This window comes from Zobellia russellii (assembly GCF_044597075.1).
GTDB lineage: Bacteria > Bacteroidota > Bacteroidia > Flavobacteriales > Flavobacteriaceae > Zobellia > Zobellia russellii.
The window spans coordinates 1,082,489-1,103,598 of record NZ_CP139000.1; the positions used below are offsets into that span (position 1 = coordinate 1,082,489).

General features: G+C 38.6%; 20 protein-coding genes and 1 tRNA gene. 5 read left to right on the forward strand and 16 right to left on the reverse strand.

Features of this window, described 5'->3' with window-relative positions; all coding sequences use genetic code 11:
- Nucleotides 1-557: 557 nt before the first annotated feature.
- From SJY45_RS04610 to SJY45_RS04645, 8 genes are all read right to left on the reverse strand, one after another.
- The gene (locus tag SJY45_RS04610; protein ID WP_215440610.1) at nucleotides 558-1,307 is read right to left on the reverse strand and encodes a LytTR family DNA-binding domain-containing protein; all 750 of its coding nucleotides are present in this window, start codon (nucleotides 1,305-1,307) and stop codon (nucleotides 558-560) included.
- Nucleotides 1,308-1,341: 34 nt separating this feature from the next.
- Nucleotides 1,342-2,250: a 1,4-dihydroxy-2-naphthoate octaprenyltransferase gene (gene menA / locus SJY45_RS04615; RefSeq protein ID WP_215440611.1), complete on the reverse strand. Its 909-nt coding sequence runs from the start codon at nucleotides 2,248-2,250 to the stop codon at nucleotides 1,342-1,344.
- Nucleotides 2,251-2,252: 2 nt separating this feature from the next.
- Nucleotides 2,253-2,852, reverse strand: a complete 600-nt coding sequence (locus SJY45_RS04620) for an SPOR domain-containing protein (RefSeq protein ID WP_400073438.1) — start codon at nucleotides 2,850-2,852, stop codon at nucleotides 2,253-2,255.
- A gap of 183 nt (nucleotides 2,853-3,035) precedes the next feature.
- Nucleotides 3,036-3,866, reverse strand: a complete 831-nt coding sequence (locus tag SJY45_RS04625; protein ID WP_215440614.1) for a S1 RNA-binding domain-containing protein — start codon at nucleotides 3,864-3,866, stop codon at nucleotides 3,036-3,038.
- A gap of 87 nt (nucleotides 3,867-3,953) precedes the next feature.
- Nucleotides 3,954-4,292, reverse strand: coding sequence for a DUF2853 family protein (locus tag SJY45_RS04630; protein WP_215440616.1), 339 nt, complete (start codon nucleotides 4,290-4,292; stop codon nucleotides 3,954-3,956).
- 38 nt (nucleotides 4,293-4,330) lie between these two features.
- The gene (gene menD, locus SJY45_RS04635) at nucleotides 4,331-6,091 is read right to left on the reverse strand and encodes a 2-succinyl-5-enolpyruvyl-6-hydroxy-3-cyclohexene-1-carboxylic-acid synthase (RefSeq protein ID WP_400073439.1); all 1,761 of its coding nucleotides are present in this window, start codon (nucleotides 6,089-6,091) and stop codon (nucleotides 4,331-4,333) included.
- 48 nt (nucleotides 6,092-6,139) lie between these two features.
- On the reverse strand, nucleotides 6,140-7,255 hold the full coding sequence (locus tag SJY45_RS04640) for a chorismate-binding protein (protein WP_400073440.1): 1,116 nt from the start codon (nucleotides 7,253-7,255) through the stop codon (nucleotides 6,140-6,142).
- Nucleotides 7,255-7,680, reverse strand: coding sequence for a PaaI family thioesterase (locus SJY45_RS04645; RefSeq protein WP_215912244.1), 426 nt, complete (start codon nucleotides 7,678-7,680; stop codon nucleotides 7,255-7,257). Before SJY45_RS04645 ends, SJY45_RS04640 begins: the two co-directional genes overlap by 1 nt.
- 72 nt (nucleotides 7,681-7,752) lie before the next feature.
- Here SJY45_RS04645 and SJY45_RS04650 point away from each other — a divergent pair, with 72 nt between their 5' ends.
- The 3 genes from SJY45_RS04650 to SJY45_RS04660 are packed head-to-tail and all read left to right on the forward strand — an operon-like array spanning nucleotide 7,753 to nucleotide 9,361.
- Nucleotides 7,753-8,400 carry an alpha/beta hydrolase gene (locus SJY45_RS04650; RefSeq protein WP_400073441.1) on the forward strand — a complete coding sequence of 216 codons (648 nt, stop codon included), beginning with the start codon at nucleotides 7,753-7,755 and terminating at the stop codon, nucleotides 8,398-8,400.
- Nucleotides 8,397-8,975, forward strand: coding sequence for a GNAT family N-acetyltransferase (locus tag SJY45_RS04655; protein ID WP_400073442.1), 579 nt, complete (start codon nucleotides 8,397-8,399; stop codon nucleotides 8,973-8,975). Before SJY45_RS04650 ends, SJY45_RS04655 begins: the two co-directional genes overlap by 4 nt.
- On the forward strand, nucleotides 8,972-9,361 hold the full coding sequence (locus SJY45_RS04660; protein ID WP_400073443.1) for a VOC family protein: 390 nt from the start codon (nucleotides 8,972-8,974) through the stop codon (nucleotides 9,359-9,361). Before SJY45_RS04655 ends, SJY45_RS04660 begins: the two co-directional genes overlap by 4 nt.
- A gap of 7 nt (nucleotides 9,362-9,368) precedes the next feature.
- On the opposite strand, the gene cydB is transcribed toward SJY45_RS04660, so the two are convergent.
- From cydB to SJY45_RS04690, 6 genes are all read right to left on the reverse strand, one after another.
- Complete coding sequence (gene cydB, locus SJY45_RS04665) at nucleotides 9,369-10,406, reverse strand: cytochrome d ubiquinol oxidase subunit II (protein ID WP_215440629.1); 1,038 nt, start codon at nucleotides 10,404-10,406, stop codon at nucleotides 9,369-9,371.
- Between the two features lie 6 nt (nucleotides 10,407-10,412).
- Nucleotides 10,413-11,792 carry a cytochrome ubiquinol oxidase subunit I gene (locus tag SJY45_RS04670; RefSeq protein WP_400073444.1) on the reverse strand — a complete coding sequence of 460 codons (1,380 nt, stop codon included), beginning with the start codon at nucleotides 11,790-11,792 and terminating at the stop codon, nucleotides 10,413-10,415.
- A 112-nt stretch (nucleotides 11,793-11,904) separates the two neighbouring features.
- Complete coding sequence (locus tag SJY45_RS04675) at nucleotides 11,905-13,155, reverse strand: NAD(P)/FAD-dependent oxidoreductase (protein ID WP_400073445.1); 1,251 nt, start codon at nucleotides 13,153-13,155, stop codon at nucleotides 11,905-11,907.
- Between the two features lie 16 nt (nucleotides 13,156-13,171).
- The gene (locus SJY45_RS04680; protein WP_400073446.1) at nucleotides 13,172-14,179 is read right to left on the reverse strand and encodes a 4-hydroxyproline epimerase; all 1,008 of its coding nucleotides are present in this window, start codon (nucleotides 14,177-14,179) and stop codon (nucleotides 13,172-13,174) included.
- Nucleotides 14,180-14,212: 33 nt separating this feature from the next.
- Entirely contained in the window at nucleotides 14,213-15,799 is a 1,587-nt protein-coding gene (locus tag SJY45_RS04685) for an aldehyde dehydrogenase (NADP(+)) (RefSeq protein WP_400073447.1), read from the reverse strand.
- A gap of 161 nt (nucleotides 15,800-15,960) precedes the next feature.
- A complete protein-coding gene (locus SJY45_RS04690) occupies nucleotides 15,961-16,899 on the reverse strand; it encodes a dihydrodipicolinate synthase family protein (RefSeq protein WP_400073448.1) in 939 nt (312 codons plus the stop codon).
- 143 nt (nucleotides 16,900-17,042) lie between these two features.
- Between SJY45_RS04690 and SJY45_RS04695 the strand changes: the two genes are divergently transcribed.
- On the forward strand, nucleotides 17,043-17,897 hold the full coding sequence (locus SJY45_RS04695; RefSeq protein ID WP_400073449.1) for an AraC family transcriptional regulator: 855 nt from the start codon (nucleotides 17,043-17,045) through the stop codon (nucleotides 17,895-17,897).
- A gap of 12 nt (nucleotides 17,898-17,909) precedes the next feature.
- Here SJY45_RS04695 and SJY45_RS04700 read toward each other — a convergent pair whose 3' ends face one another.
- The gene (locus SJY45_RS04700; RefSeq protein WP_400073450.1) at nucleotides 17,910-19,097 is read right to left on the reverse strand and encodes an aldose epimerase family protein; all 1,188 of its coding nucleotides are present in this window, start codon (nucleotides 19,095-19,097) and stop codon (nucleotides 17,910-17,912) included.
- A 149-nt stretch (nucleotides 19,098-19,246) separates the two neighbouring features.
- Here SJY45_RS04700 and SJY45_RS04705 point away from each other — a divergent pair, with 149 nt between their 5' ends.
- Nucleotides 19,247-20,815, forward strand: coding sequence for a M28 family peptidase (locus SJY45_RS04705; protein WP_400073451.1), 1,569 nt, complete (start codon nucleotides 19,247-19,249; stop codon nucleotides 20,813-20,815).
- A 112-nt stretch (nucleotides 20,816-20,927) separates the two neighbouring features.
- Here the strand turns inward: SJY45_RS04705 and SJY45_RS04710 are convergent.
- Nucleotides 20,928-21,004 (reverse strand) — tRNA-His (locus tag SJY45_RS04710).
- Between the last annotated feature and the right edge of the window lie 106 nt (nucleotides 21,005-21,110).

A 21,110-nucleotide genomic window follows, 5' to 3' on the forward strand; every position in this document is an offset into this window, starting at 1 on the left:
CATTTTAATCCCCCAAAAGACTTTTCTAAGCTAATCTATTTAATTGGTTATTTAGTCCATTTACTTATAAAATTATGAAAAAGGACTGTAAGAAAATAATCTATTCCAATAACAATTGAAAATAAGTACGCTAGACAGATTCAATACAGCTATTCAGAGTTTTTTTCTTAAAGTAAAAATACCATTAACATACAGAGAAGGGGTCATTATTGTTGTGAAACTAGGCGTAGTTGTTGTGAAACCGCGCTCTTGGAACCTTTTTTCAGAGCGCAATTTTATTCAGTATAAAATAGTATGGCTTACGTTTTCTTACAAATATGCCCTAACTAAAAAGGAACCTAATCTTAGCAGATCAGGCTCCTTTACGAGAACACTATATGAAAATGAAAATTTGTAAATTCTTTTTCTTAAATACACTGGCAAAGTATTGCTTTGATTGCGAAAAAGGAAAATAATGTTGTGAAAGCGCCAAAAGTTGTGGTGAACGTCATTTTATAAAAACAAAAAAGAGGGAACATTAAAAATGTCCCCTCTTTTTATAATTCTAATTTTATTTTCTACGAATTCATTGCGGATATAATGAACTCTTTAAAATCTTTTGAAATAGGTATCAAGGTATCCTTAATCATGATATCCTTTGAATTGATTGCATCAATATGATCTACATTTACGATATACGACTTGTGGGCCCTATAAAACTTGTTCTTAGGCAGTTTTTCTAGGTAATCCTTTAAAGGAGAACGCACCAAGAACTTCTTATCTACCGTGTTTACTTCTAAATACACGTTATCTGCTTTGATAAAGCGAATATCGCTAAACTGAATTCTGTAATAGAGATGTTGCTTCTTTACAAAGATTGAATCCTTTAGCACGGTATTGGACATAGGAACGTCTTCTTGGTTCTCCACTACCGCAGCAGATTTATCCGATCTTGTAAAGTTAGAAAGTGCTATTTCTATAGAAGTATATAAATCTTGCTGTTCAAAAGGTTTTACCAAATAACCGTTTGGTTTAACTGTTTTTGCGTTTTCTACCGTAGCCCTATCCGAGTTAGAGGTTACAAAAATGAAAGGGATATCATAGTTTTCGCGAATATGCTTTCCTAAATCGATTCCTGTTTTATCCGAAGCTAAAATTATGTCAATTAAAACAAGATCAACATGTTGTGTTTTTAAAACTTCTTCGGCTTGTTCATAGACAATAACGTTATCTACAATCTCATACCCTATTTCCTCAAGCATAGATTGCATATCATCTGCGATGATAACATTGTCCTCTACGATTAGAATTCTGATTGGTTGTTCCAAAATGGTTATTATTTAGTAGGTTTATATTCTAAATTTACAAAAAAATATTACAACTGATGTAAATCAGTACTGACAAAAAGAAAGTGCTTAGCGCCAATTTCTTTAACTCAGGATCTATTTGATCATTTCTATCTGTAGCATGCACTCTTTTTAAATGCAAGAAAATAGGTATAAAGGCAATTAAAGGTAAAAAAAATAGCCCACCTTTTAAATTCAAAACTGAAAATGCCAGTATACACAAGAAAGCCGTTATCAATAGTGCGTAATGGTAGATTTTACCTTTCTGAAAACCAATGAACACTATAAGTGTATTTTTATTCGCATTCTTGTCCGATTCATAATCCCTTAAATTGTTGAGATTTAAAACCCCTGCACTCAATAGACCAATTGCTATGGCCGGCAATAGAGACATAGCATACAACTGCTTTGTATACAACACCATTGAACCCATAACGGCCAATAATCCAAAGAAAAGAAAAACAAACAAATCTCCCAGACCCCTGTACCCATAGGCAGAAGCACCAACGGTATATTTTATTGCCGCCCAAATACTTGCCGCTCCCAAAATCAAAAACAAAATGGGATATAACATATCTTCAAAGCCAAAGGCAAAATACACAAGGGCAACCACCAAAATAACATCTATAATTATGCTGAAAATTATGCCCTCTTTCAGTTCTTGCCTGGAAATACTCCCGCTTTGGAGTGCCCGCTTAGGGCCTATTCTTTCATCATTATCGGTTCCCTTTACACCATCACCATAATCATTGGCAAAATTGGAGGTTACCTGAAAACCTATTGTAGTTAGCAATGCCAGCACAAAGACTACCGTATCTTCAAAACCATATAAGTTAGCTAATGCCGTGCCTACTACTATACCTGAGACGGATAGTGGTAACGTTCTTAACCTAGCAGCACTTATCCAAGGATTAATGTTTCCCAAAATTATTCTGCGGATTCAATTTGAATTCGTTTTCCTTCTTTGTAAGATGCTACAAAGGCGTCTTGAAACCCTAAATCTACCAATTGTTCACGGAATTTCTGCGCTTCTTCCAAAGTTTCAAAATTACCTAACGAATATGAGTAAAACGGATTGGTCTTAACGAACATGGTATTGGTTAGCGCTTCCGAAGCCAACGTAATATTGTTATCTACAAACGATTTTATCTGTACGGAATATATTTTCTCCTTTTCCAAAAACTCCTTGGCCAAATAGAATTCCCTTACCAAACTTAATTCCTCGTTCTGTTGCTTTAGGTTGTCTATCCTAGATTTAATTGCGTCCAAACTATCTATTGAAACCAGTAAGTTACTAGGACTTTCAAAATTATTGGAAACATTTCTTCCTGCCGTGAAAGAAAAAACAATCAACGCCCCAATAAGGAATAAGCCCGTTAAACCGGCCAGTAGGTTACGCTGCAACTTCTTTTTTCTTATCTCCTTATTTTTAAACTTGATTTGATCTAGAAGACGTTCATTAATTATCTGCGCCTTGTCTATATCTTTGTGCAACTCTAGTAAGTCGCTTTCTTCTATAAATGGCATATAATTATTTTTTCGAGGTTACACTGTTAAAGTTAACCAAAATACCGAAAGATCGATGAAATGCACTCTCGGAATGTTGCGAAATTACCATATTCTGTGGTATAGCGAATTAATAGCGATGTTAAAAACTTACCGTTCATCGATTAATTCATAGTAACGCATCCAAAAGAACCTCATTTTCAATTAGACAGCGTGTATACCATCGTCCTTAATTTCTATTTTTCGTTCCCTATATAATGTTCCAACCCCTTTTTTAAAGGTTTTTTTACTCATTTGAAGTTCCCGCTTAATAAGTTCTGGATCAGATTTATCGTGAAGTGCCAAATATCCACCATGAGCCATTAACTTTTTATAGATAGCTTCTGCTGCAGGTTCCAGAAGTTTTTCCCCAATGGGCTGCAATGAAATATCTAGTTTATTGTCCGGTCTAATATTTTTGATGTAGCCCTTGGTCCTATCTCCTACGGCTACATGCTTATAGATCTCATTGGAGTACACCAGACCTTTATGTTGATCGTTTATAATAACTTCCCAACCTAAATCCGTTAATCTGGTAAAAAGTAAATCTACCTCTTGCCGTTCACGAACGGTAAGTTTGTCATTGCTTAAAAACTTATCAATTTTATTGGACCCCACCAGACGAAAAGAAACTTCGTCCATATAACAGCGTACTACGTACCACTGCCCTTCTTTCATCTTATCCCTCTGCTCACTAAAGGGCACAAGCAAATGTTTTTCAAGGCCCCAATCCATGAAAGCCCCTATCTTGTTTACTTCCGCAACTTGCAGAAATCCAAACTTGTTTCTTATAACACTAGGAGTCAATGTGGTGGCAATAGGTCTTTCTTCATGGTCCAAATAGCAGAATACCTTTATCATATCACCAATGTCTATTGTCTTTGGCACATACTTATTTGGTAAGAGAATTTCCGTACCAGTGGTACTCCCTAAAAAGAGGCCCACACTAGTATCTCTAAGTACCTCTAACTCATTATAATTTCCCAGTTCGATCATGGTGCAAAAGTAACTTTAAAAATTGGGTAAAAAAAAACCGTCCACTTTAAAAGCGGACGGTCAAAAAAATTATGTTTTCTAGGTCTACTAGTAAACAGAAGCTTTGTTAAAGTGCTTACAAAGCATATAATAAATTACTGCTCTGTGCTTGTTTCTGTTTGAAGAACCATACTTTTCTACAACAGACTTTACAGCCTCCATTAATTTAGGGTCATCTGACATACCTAACTTTTTCATTAGATAGTTTTTCTTAACAGTTTCCAATTCTTTTTCATCAGAACCTGAAACCTTAGAAGCATCGATATTATAGATTGCTGGACCAAGGCCCACAGTCACTTTTGTCAGAAGATCCATGTCAGGAGTTTCTCCAAACTTTTCTTTAATGTCTTCTGCGTACTTTACAATCAAATCGTCTCTTTTACTCATAATAGTTAGTGTTGATAAATGTTAACGGTTTATATTAATTACTCCGAAGATATAAAATCAAAATAACCGAGCAAAATTTTGTTGTTCGAAAATCTTGGCGTTTGGACTTCCATAATTTTTGGTTTGTCCGATAGTTCATAAAAATCTTTGAGCCTGTTATTCAGACTAGTTACCTCATTTACCGCTATATATTCAAACCCAAATTGGCGACTTATAAGTTCTGCATTTTTATCATGGGCAGTTTCAAAGAACGTGGCAAAATTTTCGGTTTCTTCTTGACCTGGTAGGATTCTAAAAATGCCCCCTCCGTTATTATTTATAATTATTATCCTAAAATCAGGCCTAAGGTAGCTGTTCCAAAGACCATTGCTATCGTAGAAAAAACTTATATCGCCAGTAACCAATATCGTAGGGGTTTTACTATAATAAGCAGCACCTACAGCAGTAGATGTACTTCCGTCAATACCACTGGTTCCCCGGTTACAAAAAATCTGCAAAGAAGAGTCTAAATTAAAAAGTTGGGCGTAACGTACCGTTGAACTATTTGCCAATTGCACCTGATAATTTGATGGAATTGATTTTAAAATACTATCAAACGCAAACATATCCGAAAACGGAATCTGATCTATGTACTCCTTTCTTTTTGCCTCGTATTGCACCCTCCTCTTATTCCAGTATTCAAAATACACACTACTTTGCGGTTTTACTAAATCTAAAAAAGCCTTAAAAAAGTGATTGCTATTGGTTTTAAAATGATGTGTTAGGGAAAAAAAAGTATTGAACGCTTTAACTTCATCTACATGCCAATGATGCTCCGGTGTGTATTCCCGCAAAAATGCTTTTATCTTTTTGGAAACTACAAGACCACCAAAGGTTAGCAATATTTGTGGTCGTAAATTTTGGAACAATACTTCCTTTTGGTCGCTTTTTTCAATTGGAGCCACTATACTATCTATACTGGCAAAAAAATTAGGATGGTGAAGGTTGGATGTGGTTTCCGTTAAAACTACCACGGATGGGTCTGTTGCCAATACATCTAAAAATGCTTGCTCTACCACATTTGGTGGATTGACACCAACAAGCACCATCTTTTGTTTCGAAGTATTCCACATATCGGCGTAAGCCTTAAAATCGATAGCAGGACTAACATCCATGCCCGTTTCCGAAACAATTTGAGCCACAACGGAAGGTTTTGTAATCGTATCATAAAGAGGCTCTTCAAAAGGCACATTAATATGCACTGGTAATTTTAATTGAAGCGCTACGTTCAATACACTGTTAAGCTCACTATTATTATATTTTAGGATTTCTTGCTGCGCCAAATCATTGTCTTTTCCGGACAACCACTCAGGCATGTATTTCTTGACCCTATGCACCGCATGAGATACGTCTTGTTTTAAATTGGCCGAATAGCCAATGTGTCTGTCAAAAACATTATCCTGTCTAATGGTCTGGCCATCTCCCACATCTATCTTATAGACCGGGCGATCTGCAGATATGACCACCAAAGGTATTCCGCTATAAAATGCCTCGGCAACGGCTGGATAGTAGTTCAACAATGCACTTCCTGAAGTACATACCACGGCAACGGGCTCGTGTAATTGTTGGGCTATTCCCAATGCAAAAAAGGCGGCACTGCGCTCATCTACAATACTGAAACATTTAAAATAAGGGTCTTCACTAAAATCAATGGTCAAAGGGGCATTTCTTGACCCTGGAGAAATTACAATGTTCTTTATCTGTTTCGCCTTGCAGTGTTGAACTACCAATTGAGCGGAGGGTATGCTAGAGTATCTCATGAACTACAAAAATACAACGGTTTATTTCTTAAACCAATCTTGTTTAAATTACACTACACCCTTTATAACTTTAAGCATGGTTTTGCTCTTGGCTACCGTTTCGCCCCATTCTTTTTCCGGGTTTGAATCTTTGGTTATACCTCCGCCAACATATATATTTACTTTATCCTCATTCATTTGCATACAGCGTAGGTTCACAAAGAGTGTGGTGTTTTTGGAAATGGAACGGTACACGTTATTTTCTGTGTTCCTAGGCCGGTTATTTCTGTTCCTTTCCGTCTTAAAATTTAATTCACCCAAAAAACCGGTATAGAATTCACGATCATAGTTTTCCTCGACTATTATAAATGCTTTTGTTTTCTCCTTAGGCATACCACAAACCGCGGGTGTTGGGTGTAGTGCCTTTATAACCTCTCCAAGATTTTCTTGTTTGGTAGTCCCTGATATTTTAGTGCGAAGATGCAATAGTGAACCCGCCCTGACAGACTCTGTTGGCGTTCGTTCCAAGTCAGTCACTTTACCCTCTAATGCACTAAGAATATACTCCGTAACCAGCTGCTGCTCTTCCAATTCTTTATTGCCCCAATTGGGGTTAGCGTTACCAGCATAACTCTGCGTTCCGGCCAATGACATGGTGGTTAATTTTCTATTACGCATAGTTAACAGAATTTCTGGGGTAGCCCCAAGCCACATGCCTACTTTGGGATGATACCATAGATAACAAAATGCTGTTCTATACTGTGTTAAAAGTGACTTGAACAAAGCCAGGGAAGATGTATTTATTTTTTGTTGCAAGCGCCTTGAAAGCACCACCTTATCAAAATCCCCTTGCGCTACTTTAGCTATTCCCTTTTCAACCAAATTCAAATGAAAGGCTCTTTCCTCAGGATTTACTACTACCTCGCTCAAATCTGGATTTAGCATTTCCTCTCCTTCAAAATTGGCAAGGTGTGACACTTCGTCCAATCGCAACAAAATGGTAGGCGAACTGGAATCAAAAGGAGCAAAAACAAAACCTGTTTCCGTATAATCATTTAAATACTGTACGGCGTCATCCTGTTGGAAAATAGCGGTAATTCTCTTTTCGTTAGGTTTACGGTAAGCTACAAATGGTAATTTTTTCGCCAGGTGAGCGTCAATTTTATCAAAAAAATCCAAAGGCATTAATTTTTCTTAGCTAAAGCAATAGTAGTGAGTTTGCAATAGGAAACCAATTTCCCTTCTTCGTTACTTATCTTAATATCCCAAAGCTGTGTAGTTCTTCCTTTGTGTAAAATGGTCGCTTTTGCATAAACATATCCATCTCGCACACTTTTTACGTGGTTTGCCGAAATTTCTATTCCGCGGATAGCAAATTGTTGTGCATCCAAAAAAATATAGGAAGCCATACTCCCAATACTTTCGGCCAAAGCAACCATAGCTCCCCCGTGCAAAACACCATCCGGTTGGTGCACCCGTGAATTTACTGGCATTTTTCCCACTAAAAAATCCTCACCTACATCTACATATTCTATCTGTAAGGTCTCCATAAGTGTATTCTTAGAAGATTCATTACAAACCTTTAGTATTTTTTCTTTGTAGCCGTCCATATCATCTATTTTTGTCAAAATTAAGCATTACCACTACAATAAAAGCCATTACTTTTATAGAGATTTTATTCTATGGATTATTCTGAAAACACGGTGTCCTACACCACCACAAATAGCTACGCTACCCTAAATTCACTAACAGACCAAACCAAAAACGTTTGGATAGTTCTACATGGTATTGGTTATTTAAGTCGATATTTTTTAAGGTATTTTGACGAATTGCCTCCACAAGAGAACTATATAATTGCCCCGCAAGCACCCTCTAAATATTACCTGAATAACAAATTTAGACATGTAGGCGCTAGTTGGCTTACCAAAGAAGATACGGAGCAAGAAACCCAAAATGTACTGACTTATTTAGATGCTGTTTATAGCGCCTTGTCCATTCCCAAAAGTTGCAATTTAATTGTTCTCGGGTATTCACAAGGTGTTTCTATTGCCACACGATGGGTTGCCAGCAGGAAAATTGCATGTAACCATTTGGTCTTATATGCAGGCGGAATTCCCACGGAACTGGAAGCCTCCAATTTTGATTTCCTAATGAAAAACCAAACGAAAGTCACAACCCTGGTCGGTAATGCCGATGAATATTTGACCGAAGAAAAACAAGCATCTGAAACCAAAAAAATAAACCAGCTATTTAAAGGTGAAGCGGAACAAATCTTCTTTGAAGGTGGTCATGAAGTAAAAAAAGAACTCATCCTAAATCTAATACAATGAACACGAATATTACATTAGAAAACCAATTGCTAAGACTCACTCCGTTAAAGCAGACACATCACGAACTACTTTGGCCCGTTGCCCAACAAGTAGATTTATACCAATACGGTTCAAACGATGTTTCCACAGAAGAAAAGTTGAAAGCATATATCAAAACCGCATTTAACGAAGCACAGCAGAAAAAGTCCATTCCTTTTGCTATTTTTAATAAGACCACTAACGAATGCATAGGAAGCACAAGATTTGGGAATATTGACCAAAAGAACAAAGTGCTCCACATAGGGTGGACATGGATTTCGGTGGATGCTCGCGGTACCGGCTTAAATCATCAAATGAAATTTCTAATGCTAAGTCATGCTTTTGAACAGATGGATTTTGAGAAAGTAGAATTCCGGATTGATGAAAGAAATGTTCGTTCTAGAAAGGCCGTAGAAAAGCTGGGAGCCACTCTAGAGGGTATACTTAGAAAGAATGTCATTACCAAAAATGACTTCAGAAGGAGTTCTTGTTGTTACGGAATCCTAAAAGAAGAATGGAACACTATTAAACTAACAAATTTTAAAGAATTCATATGAATCAAGCTATTGCTCAAGTAACTCTTGTTGTAAAAAATTATGATGAAGCCATGGCCTTCTATACACAAAAATTAGGCTTTAAACTTGTAGATGACATTCAATTAGACGCCAACAAGCGATGGGTTACCGTTTCACCTCCAAGCCTTAACGGACTATCCCTTCTACTTGCCGAAGCCGTAAATGATGAGCAAAAAAAAGCCATCGGGAACCAAAGTGGCGGGCGTGTATTTCTATTTCTCCATACGGACGATTTTTGGCGTGATTACCAGCGTATGAAAGAACAGGGTGTTAAGTTTAACGAAGACCCGCGTGAAGAGCCCTACGGCACTGTGGTAGTCTTTAAAGACCTATATGGAAACCTTTGGGACCTTATCGAAAGAAAATAGCCAAGTATCAATAACTGGTTTCATCCAATTGAACTTTACCCCTAAACGTTCTATAAACAAAAAAGGTATAGCCCAAAACCAACGGACCTCCAATGGCCACCATGGTCAACATAATTTTTAACGATTTAGTTGATGCTGCTGCGTTGTAGATGTCTATGCTATGTTCTGGTGCCAAAGTAGAAAACAATAGCGTTGGATAGAGTTCTATCGCCACGAGAATCAACATAAAACTTATGGTTAACGAAGAGAAGAAAAAAGCCAATTTGTAATTGCGCTTATTGGCTAGTCTGGGTACATTTGCTATACTTAAAAACGTAGCTAAGGGAACGATAAAAAGAAACGGATCACTTCTAAAGGCGTCCGATAAATGGGGGATATAAAGTAAGGTGTAAAGCGTTGTTATCGCAAAGCTTACCATAAAGAAAATCATACCCTTCTTTAGAAGAAATGTAAGCTTGGCAAACAACCTTCCTTCTGTTTTTAAAAGTAAATAAATCGCGCCATGGGCCATAAAAAGTGATAGGGTAGTAATTCCCGTTAAAATGGCATACGGATTTAAAAACTCAAAAAAACCTGCCCCCTGATATTGATAATCGGGGCCTATGGCAATTCCCTGAAGAACGTTACCTAAAACCACACCTAATAAAAAAGCCAAAAGAATACTGGAAACACTATAGCCAATATCCCAAGTTTTACGCCACCATTTCATTTCTTCCTTTCCCCTAAATTCAATTGAAATGGCCCTAAAGATGATGCAGACCAAAAACAACATAAATGGAATATATAGAGAAGAAAAAAGCGTAGCGTACATTACCGGAAAACCAGCAAAAAGGGCTCCTCCTCCAATAACCAACCAAACTTCGTTACCATCCCAAACAGGGCCTACGGCATTTAATGCTATTCTTCTACTTTTTTCCTTTTTAAAAAATAAGTGCCATGCCCCGGCACCAAAATCAAACCCATCAAGAATGGCATAACCGGAAAACAATCCACCTACTACCAAAAACCACCATGTGGGATAATCAAGTCCTAGAAAAGTCTCCATGCTATTTTAATTTCCTGTTACTACTTGGGTAATCTCTTTTGTCAACGGACGGTCATCCTCATCACTATCATCATAAGGGCCATGTTTTATCTTTTTGTTCAACAAATACACGAACAATAAAAATAAAAGCGTGTAGACCAACATAAACAGAATTAGGGAAAACAATACCTGATTTGCCGTAACCGCTTGTGAGAAGGCCTCGGACGTACGTAAAAGTCCATATACTACCCAAGGTTGCCTACCCATTTCTGCCGTAAACCACCCTACCTGATTGGCTATTTGGGGCAAAAGAGCCGTAAATACGAATATCCACAGCAACCATCTTTTTTCAAAAAGTTTACCACGCCACCATAAAAAACATGCGTAAAGGGTCACCAAAATAAGAAACATACCTATGCTCACCATAATATGGTAAAATTGAAACACGGCATTAATTTGCGAAGGCCTATCCTCTTCTGCAAAGGCATTTAATCCTGTAACGGGCGCTTTAATGTCATAATCCAGTAAAAAGGATAGTCCTCCGGGAATTTTTAATCCCGTTACTTTCTGTTCTTCTTTATCTACCCATCCAAAGAGATACATATCTGCCGGTGCCGATGCTTCAAAATGACCTTCCATGGTAGCCAATTTTGCCGGTTGATTTACAGCCACACCATCAGCGGAGCTATGCCCGGTAACCAATTGGCCCAACGAAAATATAGTTGCCACCACAAGTGTCATTTTAAACGCTTTTTTGGAGATATGAACAAATCGTCCTTTTAAAATATAATACGCGTGTACGCTGAGAATCAAAAACGTACCGGCCAGAAACGCACCCAGCCACACGTGAAGAATACGGTCTACACTTGATGGGTTAAAAACCATAGCCCAAAAATCCGTTATTTCCGCCCTAGCTTCAAGCCCTTCTCCCACAATATGATATCCCGCAGGAGTCTGTTGCCAACTGTTGGCCACTACAATCCATATAGCCGAGAACATAGACCCCAAGAACACACCAATGGTAGCCACCAAGTGCACCCAAGGTTTTACCCTGTTCCAACCAAAAAGCAGCACGCCCAGAAATCCACTTTCCAACGCAAATGCAAAAATGCCTTCCGCTGCCAAAGCGCTGCCAAAAATATCGCCAACGTACCTAGAGTAAACCGCCCAATTGGTGCCAAATTCAAACTCCATTACAATACCTGTAACCACACCAATACCAAAGGTGAGCGAGAATATTTTAGTCCAAAATTTGGCAAGAGTATGGTATTCTTTGTTTTTAGTCTTGATATACAGACTCTCAAAGACTACCATAATTAAACCTATACCTATACTTAAAGGCGGATAGATATAATGAAAAGCAATTGTAAAAGCGAATTGAATACGGGAAAGAATCTCTACATCCATTGTGTGTAGTTTTACATTGCAAAGATACAACGCAAACTGCTTTTTAGCCAGTAACAAAGGTTACGTTTTCCGATTCTTTTGTGTTAAAATTGCTTTTTGTGTTTTACACTTTTTAAAACCTTCTGTCCGGAGAAAAAGCATCGATTTCCATAGATGTTTTTTTGTCGTCAATAATCTCAGCAACCAATTTGCCGGTTGCCGGCCCTAAGCTCCACCCCATCATGGCATGCCCAGTAGCCAAGGTTAAATTTGAAAGCTTAGATGACCTTCCTATATAAGGGAGTCCGTCTGGAGAAACTGGACGTAATCCCGTTTTTACGTTCGCTATTTCATTGGCATTGATATCTACCGTAGGATAGTATTTTTTAGCTCCATTTGCGATAGCCATTACTCTTTCATTTCTTACCAAATTATTTAATCCAGAGAACTCCATAGTTCCGGCAAAGCGGGTAAAACCATTCATTGGGGTTACCGCCATTTTAGACTCCATGAGAATAGCAGGAATAGTTATTCCCGTAGGCCTGGCAACGTTTATACTGTACCCTTTTCCTCCTTGTAATGGTATATTCAGGTTTAGTTTTTTAGAAACGTTCCCACTCCATGAACCTGCCGCAATTATCACCTCTTCTGGAGTATAGGTTCCTTTAGACGTTATAACTTCATGAACACGGTTGCTCTTTACCTTCATGTCGGTTACCTCCTCGTTTAAACGTACTTTAACACCAACCTTTTTCAGGTAATCTAACATTTTGGGCATGAATTGGGTAGGTGTTGTGTGTCCATCACATTCATAATGAATGGCACCTTGGGCATCAATTGCAACCTCTGGCTCAAGTCTCGCCAATTGCTTTTGGTCTAACTCCTTAACTTCCAACCCTAAAAAACTGGCTTTGTTCGCTACTTCTTTCTCATGAAGGTAAGCCTCCTTAGTTTTATAGAGCATCAATAGTCCTTTTCGTTCTAATTGAAAATCGCCCAAATCACCGGAGCTTTTTATGTCTTCAAACAATTCCCTACTAATAATATTAATATCCTTAATTACAGGAATTGCCCGCGCTACCTTTTCCTTAGTAGACGATTTATGAAAATACCAAGACCATTTGAAGAACTCCATATCCCAACGAGGTTTCATGTAAAACGGACTAGCCGATTTGAACATCATCTTGATGCCCTTAGCAATCATACCAGGTGATGCCAAAGGAATTATGTGACTGGGGGTAATATATCCCGCATTCACGAAGGAAACTCCCGAGGTTATATCTGATTTCTCTATAATAGTAACTTCGTGCCCTTCTTTCTGCAGAAAATAAGCTGTACTAAGCCCAATTATTCCTCCCCCTATTATGATTATTTTTTTACTCACTTCTGCTTCTAATTTATTAAATAACTTGAAACCCGTGTGCGTATGGGTCATCATCGTCTATGGTAATCGTGTTCTGCCCATACACTCTGGCCCACCCTTGAATACTTGGAACAATAGCTTTCCGGTTGCCAAGGACAGTCTCCTGTTCTACCCTTCCTATAAATTGAGAACCTATAAAACTCTCATGGATAAACTCCTCTCCTACCTTTAATTTTCCTTTGGCATACCATTGCGCCATTCTAGCAGAAGTTCCTGTGCCACAGGGAGACCGATCTATTGCTTTATCCCCATAAAAAACAGCGTTTCTTGCCGTAGCAGCAGGAGAAATAACATCGCCTGTCCACAAAACGTGGCTCACTCCATTAATGGTTTCATCATCTGGGTGGACAAAATTGTTTGGGTATTTTGAATTGATTCGTTCCCGAATCTCATGGCTCAACTGAACTAGCTTGCCTGCGGTAAAATCCTGAATGCCCGAAAAATTTTTCTGAGGGTCTATTATAGCATAAAAATTCCCGCCATAGGAGACATCAAAAACCAATTCGCCTAAAACAGAACTCTTAACCGTTAATTCGGTAGTGGCTAAGTAGGATTTAACGTTGGTCAACTTTACCCAGTCTACCTTCTTTCCTGTTTGTTGATAATCTATCATTACAAGACCTGCGGGTGTTTCCATCCGAATTTTCCCAGGGGTCTTGGGTTGAAGCAAGCCCTCTTCAATACCAATAGTAATGGCCCCAATAGTGCCATGACCGCACATGGGCAAACAACCACTCGTTTCTATAAAAAGAATGCCAAAATCATTTTCAGGATTTTCTGGTTGATAAAAGATGCTACCGCTCATCATGTCATGCCCTCGAGGCTCAAACATAAGCCCTTTGCGAATCCAATCATATTCCTTTAAAAAGTGCTGGCGCTTTTCACTCATGGAAACTCCAACGAGCTTAGGTCCGCCCTCTGCAACCACCCTAACGGGATTTCCACAGGTATGAGCATCTATACACCTAAAAATATGTGTTGCCATAACTCAACAATTATTCTCCTGACGTTGTTGACCCTATTCTATTTTCCTATTGGTATGTTCACTATCCACAATTCTCATGATAGAAAGTGGATTGCTATTCTGCAAGGCCTCCGGCAATTCCTCCTGTGGCCAATTCTGAAAAGAGACCGGTCTTACCCAGCGCTTAATGGCAGACACCCCAACCGATGTAAATCGGCTATCGGTGCTTGCAGGAAATGGTCCGCCATGCTGCATGGAAGGACAAACTTCCACACCCGTTGGAACCCCATTGAATATCAGCCTTCCTACCCTACCTTGCAAGGCGTCTACAGCAGCCCTATAAATTTTCAACTCATCAGCGTTACCAAGTACGGTACCGGTTAATTGTCCTTCCAAACAATCCAAGACATGTTTCAACTCCTTGGCATCGGCACATCTCACTACAATAGAAAATGGACCGAATACTTCTTGATGCAACTTAGGGTTCTTTAAAAAGTTGGCCCCATTAACCGTTAGTACCTTTTGTTGCGCATAATTAGGCGCTACTGAGCTTTTATAATCGGCAACAACATCGGCACCTCCTTGAGAGGAAAGCTCCTTTTTCCCTTTTTCATAATTGCTGTGAATGCTTGGGTGCAACATGCAAGTAGGTTCCAATTTTTCAATTTCCTCTCCCAGTGCATTTGTAAAGACATCTAGAGAAGTGCTTTTTATACCAAGGATCAAACCCGGATTGGTGCAAAACTGACCTGCCCCCAACATTACGGAACCGGCATATTGTCTGGCCCAATCCAATCCCTTCTCACGTAATGCGGAAGGAAGAGCCAAAACAGGATTTATACTGCCCATTTCCGCAAAAACGGGAATAGGTTCTTTACGTTCATTCGCTAATTTATAAAGGGCCGTACCTCCTTTTATACTGCCTGTAAAACCCACACCTTTGATTTTTGGATGAAGTACCAACTGCTGACCGACTTCTATACCGCTACTATTTAAGTTGGAAAAAACGCCATCCGGCATATCCGTGCGTTCCGCGGCCTTTATGATGGCGGAAGAAACCAACTCTCCCGTACCTGCGTGCATAGGGTGACTCTTTACGATTACCGGGCAACCGGAAGCCAGTGCACTCGCTGTATCACCACCTGCGGTTGAAAATGCCAGAGGAAAATTACTGGAACCAAAGACCGCTATTGGCCCTATGGGCAGCAGCATTTTACGTAAGTCTATTTTTGGTAACGGTTTCCTTTCCGGTTGGGCCGTGTCTATAGTTGCCTCTACCCAAGAGCCCTCTTTTAACAACTGGGCAAATGCTTTTAATTGCCCCATGGTACGGCCACGTTCGCCAATAGCCCTTCCTTCTGGAAGACCCGATTCTTTGCAATAGGTTTGGATAAGCTCATCTCCCAATGCTTCTATTTCTTCGGCGATAGCCTCCAAAAATTGAGCCTTTTTAACTCCAGAGAAGTTTTTGTAATTCAGAAAGGCTTCATGAGCTTTCTGCACAGCGGCATCAATCTCTTCCTTTGTAGCCTCATAAAAACTCCATTCCGTCTCCAGATTCAATTTAGGGTTAAAGGTCATATATTTGTTACTTTCATTAGCTGAAAGTTGATTTCCTATGTAGTTTTTTCCTGTAATCATTCTTTTGTTTTAAAGGTCTTACCAATCGCCTTGAAACTACTATATTTGAGTTGAAGCACCAAGAATTTTCACTAAAGACTTTGCTAATAAAAATTATCCCAATCCGCTTAAATCTTCGCCAATTATAAAACTTTCACGAACAAATTCTAGACTGTTCAGTGCTAGACCAACTCTTTGTTTACAGCAGTTATGTTTTTATAATCCGGTAAAACCGGTCTGTTTTTCAATCCGGCATCTATGACCTGTAAGACCCTTTCCCGTTCTTTACCTTGCAAAGGAAGTCTAGGCTTTCTAACAGTCTCCGTACCAATGCCTGTAGCAACTTCGGCCAACTTAATATTCTGAACCAATTGTGGGCTTATATCCAGCTCCAATAAAGGTAAGAACCATCTGTAAATTTCAGTTGCTTCTTTAATATAACCAGCTTTTGCCAATTCATAAATAGCAACAGTTTCTGCAGGAAAGGCACATACCAGACCTGCAACCCAACCATCGGCACCTATAAGAAGACTTTCAAGTGCTAGCGGATCTACACCTGTTAGAATACTAAGGTCTTTGCCAAATGCGTTGCGTAATCTTCCAATATTGATGATATCCCTAGTAGACTCTTTTACAGCGGTAATGTTCTTTAATTCCAATAGTTCTTTGAACATGCTTACCGTTACTTCAATCTTATAGTCAACAGGATTGTTGTAAATCATAATAGGAAGCTCTGTACTTCTTGCTATTTCCTTAAAGTATTCTACAGTTTCGTAATCTGTAGATTTATAGCGCATGGGCGGTAAAATCATCAAACCGTTTGCACCACTCTCCTCGGCATCTTTAACGGCCTGCAGTGCTATTGTTGTAGCTTGTTCCGCAATGGTCATAATAACGGGAATCTTGCCTTCTACAATTTGGATTGTTCCTTTGATAAGTACCTTTTTCTCTTCTGCCGTCAGAGTGCTGGCTTCACCAAGCGACCCTCCCAATACTATACCATGTACACCGGCTTCTACCTGAGCCTCTATATTTTTACCGAACATCTTTAAATCAAGCGCGTCATCTTGATTAAACTTTGTGGTAACTGCTGGCATTACACCTTTCCATTCGAATTTCATTTGCCCATATTTAACATTACAACAGCAAAATTAACAGAAGATTACTCGTGTTAATTAGAGCATTTTATCAGAAATTTATATTATATTATCCAATTATATCACTGAGTGCATATATACTGAATTAAATACGCATAATCACTTTTATGAAAGTTCACCCATTTCAAGTGCCAAAACCCCTGCACCAGAATTTAATAGTTCAGGTGGATCGCGAAATGATATTTTACAATAAACTGCACCAACATGCAGAAATTCAGTTTACACTAATTGTAAAAGGAAAAGGAAAACTTATCATAGGAGATAGTGTACATCCCTTTGAAGATGGAAATTTCTTTGCCATAGGTCCCCATACCCCACATTTGTTCAAAAACGATAAAACCGATGAACTGGCGCATAAAATTTCGCTTTTTTTTACTGAAGAGACTTTTGGCACATCGTTTTTTACATTGCCCGATCTGGAAGAATTGCAACCCCTTTTAGGGTTTATAAATGAGGGGTTTAAAGTTACGGGAAGCGTAACTCCTATAGCCACGACCATGAACCTACTTCCCCAGTTGGACAAACTTGATCGTTTTATTGCGTTTTTTGGCTTATTGAAAAACCTTGCTCACGCCGATAAGAAGCCGTTAACCAATTTTATTTCTTCAAAGAAATTGGGAAGTATGCAAGGCCAACGTATGCAAACCATTTTTGACTACGTAGTAACCCATTTTCAAGATGATATTGATTTAAATACTATTTCAACAAAGGTTCACATGACCCAAAATGCCTTTTGCAAATTCTTTAAACAACACACCAATAAAACGTTTTTTCAATTTTTAATAGAGCTACGAATAGAACACGCTTGCCAATTGTTAAACCGGTATGACAGTGAACTTTCTATTTTAGAAATCTCCGAACAATCAGGTTTCACTTCTATTTCCAATTTTAACAGACAGTTTAAAAAATTGAAAAAAGTAATTCCCTCTAGATATGCCAACCATCAAAAGAAGGGTAACTAGAGTAAATACCTTCTAATTCTGAGTAACCCCAAATTTGTAAGTACAATAAGATGTGTACGTTTCACCCGGATTCAAACGGGTACTAGGAAACTCCGGGTGGTTTGGCGAGTCTGGAAAATGTTGTGTTTCTAAACAGAAAGAACCTCTACGCACATAGGCCTTTCCACTTTTACCCGTATCTGAGCCGTCTAAGAAATTACCTCCGTAAAACTGCACCCCAGGTTCGGATGTATACACCTCTAAAGTACGCCCACTAGTAGGCTCCACAACCCTAGCGGCAAAAGTTAAACCCTCACGATTCTTGGGTACTTCATTAAGGACAAAATTATGGTCGTAACCGTTGCCTAATTTTAACTGCTCAAAGTCCTCTTCTATATCTTTACCTATTGCTTTTGGCTTTCTAAAATCAAAAGGAGTTCCTGCAACATCCTGTAATTCGCCTGTTGGGATCAAACCGCTATCTACCGGTGTAAATTTTTCTGCATTCAATAATACCTCGTGGTCATTAACCGTGCCTTCTCCCTCTCCTTTTAAATTAAAGAATGAGTGGTTTGTTAAATTCAAATATGTAGGCTTATCCGTTTTGGCTTCGTAGCTTATTTGTAACGCATTCTCATCCGTTAAAATATAGTTCACTTTAACGTCAAGATTTCCGGGATAACCTTCTTCCATATCCGGAGAAGTACGACTAAAGCTAATGGAATTATCGGTTTGCTCCTCTACCTTCCAAACTACACTTTCAAAAGCTACCAACCCTCCGTGAAGATGATTCTCATTATTGTTAATGGCCAAATCATACGTTGTACCATCTAAAGTAAATTTTCCCTTTGCTATGCGGTTCCCATATCTTCCAATAACAGCACCGTAGTAGTTCTTTTTTGCTCTATAATCCTCCAAGTTATCAAAACCTAAAACCACATCTTTAAACTCACCGTTCTTATCCGGAACATATAACGAAACCAGACGCTGCCCGTAATTTGTAAAAGTTACCTCCATACCGTTGGAATTGGTAAGAACAAAGAATTTTACGGAATCTCCTTCTATTGTTGTGGTAAAATTGTCTGGATTAATATGCTTCTCATATTTGGTAATCGGTGTTTCTGGAACGGATGCGCTCATTTTTTCTTTTTTAGTTTGGTTACAAGAAAGGTTAATAGTACTGGTCAAGCCACAAGCAATTAACAATTTTACGATTTTCATAGGTATAAAGGTGTTGGATTTTTCAATAAAACCAAAAGCAAGTTAACTAAAAAACCAAAGAATCATCAAACATAATTATTGCTTGGTCAAGAGAACTGTTCTAATTGTTTTCGTTAATTTTGGAAACTTTGAAAGCTAACTCACACAATATGAAAAAACTCATTATTCTTGCTATAGGATTGGCTATGGCCTGCAACTCATCACAAACTACAGTTTCCGAGGGAGATAAGAACACTGTTACTGCACCTACCAATACTCCTGAAACCTTTGCGGAGACCATTACTGAAAGTGAATTAAAAGAACATTTGTACACCTATGCCTCCGATGAATTTGAAGGAAGAGAGACCGGAAAACCGGGGCAAAAGAAGGCTGTTGAATATTTAAAGGCCCAATATGAAAAATTAGGGGTTCCTGCTGCAAAGAAGGATGGGGACTATTTTCAAAATGTACCGCTTGAGGTTAGTAAATTACCAGAGGGAACCCTTTCCGTTGATGGTAAGACATATCCTCTGGGAGAAAACTTCCTTACTTTTTCCAAAGCACAAGGCACGTTTGATAACATTATTTATGTGGGATACGGTATTGATGAAGGCAGCTATTCCGACTATAAAAATATTGATGTAAAAGGAAAAGTAGTTTTGGTTAAATCCGGAGAACCCATTGCTACCAATGGAAACTATGTATTATCCGGAACCTCTGAGAAATCTATATGGAGTAACATGTCCGAGTCTCTAGGGAAGCGCTTGGAACTAGCTACATCTAAAGGCGCCAAGGGCATTCTATATTATGATGAAACCAACTTTACCCGTTTTAAAAGTAGGTTTGAATGGATGAAAAGAAACGATAGTGGCAGAATGGAATTGGCCAAAGATGACATCGATGGCTTTTTTAATTTTCTTATTAACGGCAAATTGGCCAAAGCTATTTTTTCCAATATTCAATCTGATAACAAGCCGCAGAAAATAACCAAAAAACTTGTAGTTGATGTTAAAAGTGAAAACAACGGTATTGAGTCCGAAAACGTAGTGGCTGTAATTAAAGGTTCCGAAAAACCGGATGAATACGTAGTCCTTTCATCTCACCTTGATCATATTGGAGTTTCTCCGGAAGGAGAAATAAATAATGGTGCAGATGATGACGGTTCTGGTACGGTTGCCCTTTTAGAAATTGCACAGGCATTTAAAAAGGCTGTAGACGCAGGGCAAGGACCTAAACGTTCTATAGTCTTTCTACATGTAACCGGTGAGGAGAAAGGGTTGTTGGGCTCTCAATATTACGCAGATATTGATCCAATTTTTCCTTTGGAAAATACGGTTGCCAATCTTAATATAGATATGATAGGGCGAATTGACCCAAAACGTACAGGAGAACGTAACTACATTTACCTAATTGGTTCCGATAAGCTCAGTACGGAACTTCATGAGCTATCCGAGGAAGTCAACAGCAAGTACACCAATATTGAATTGGATTATACGTACAATGATGAAAACGACCCCAATCGTTTTTACTATAGAAGTGACCACTATAACTTTGCCAAAAACAACATTCCTATTATTTTCTATTTTAATGGAACGCACGATGATTACCATAGACCAGGAGATACACCGGATAAGATTAATTATGACCTTCTTGAAAACCGTACGCGTCTAGTCTTTTATACCGCTTGGGAAGTAGCCAACCGTAAAGATCGTGTTACGGTAGATAAGGCTTCAAAATAACCCTCTAAAATTTAGAAAAACCTGTCTTTTACGTCAGGTTTTTTTATACCCCTATTTTAGATAATATATAAAACCAAAAAAGCCCTGTCAAAATTGACAGGGCTTTTTGTTTTGGGGTGGAAGACCGGTTTCGAACCGGCGACCTCTTGAACCACAATCAAGCGCTCTAACCAGCTGAGCTACAACCACCATTTGTAAGCGGTGGCAAAGATACTTTTTTTCATGTAATCTTTCAAAATAAAACTTCTGTTATTTTCTTGAAGCATCACGATATCGTATCAAAGCAACTGATAAT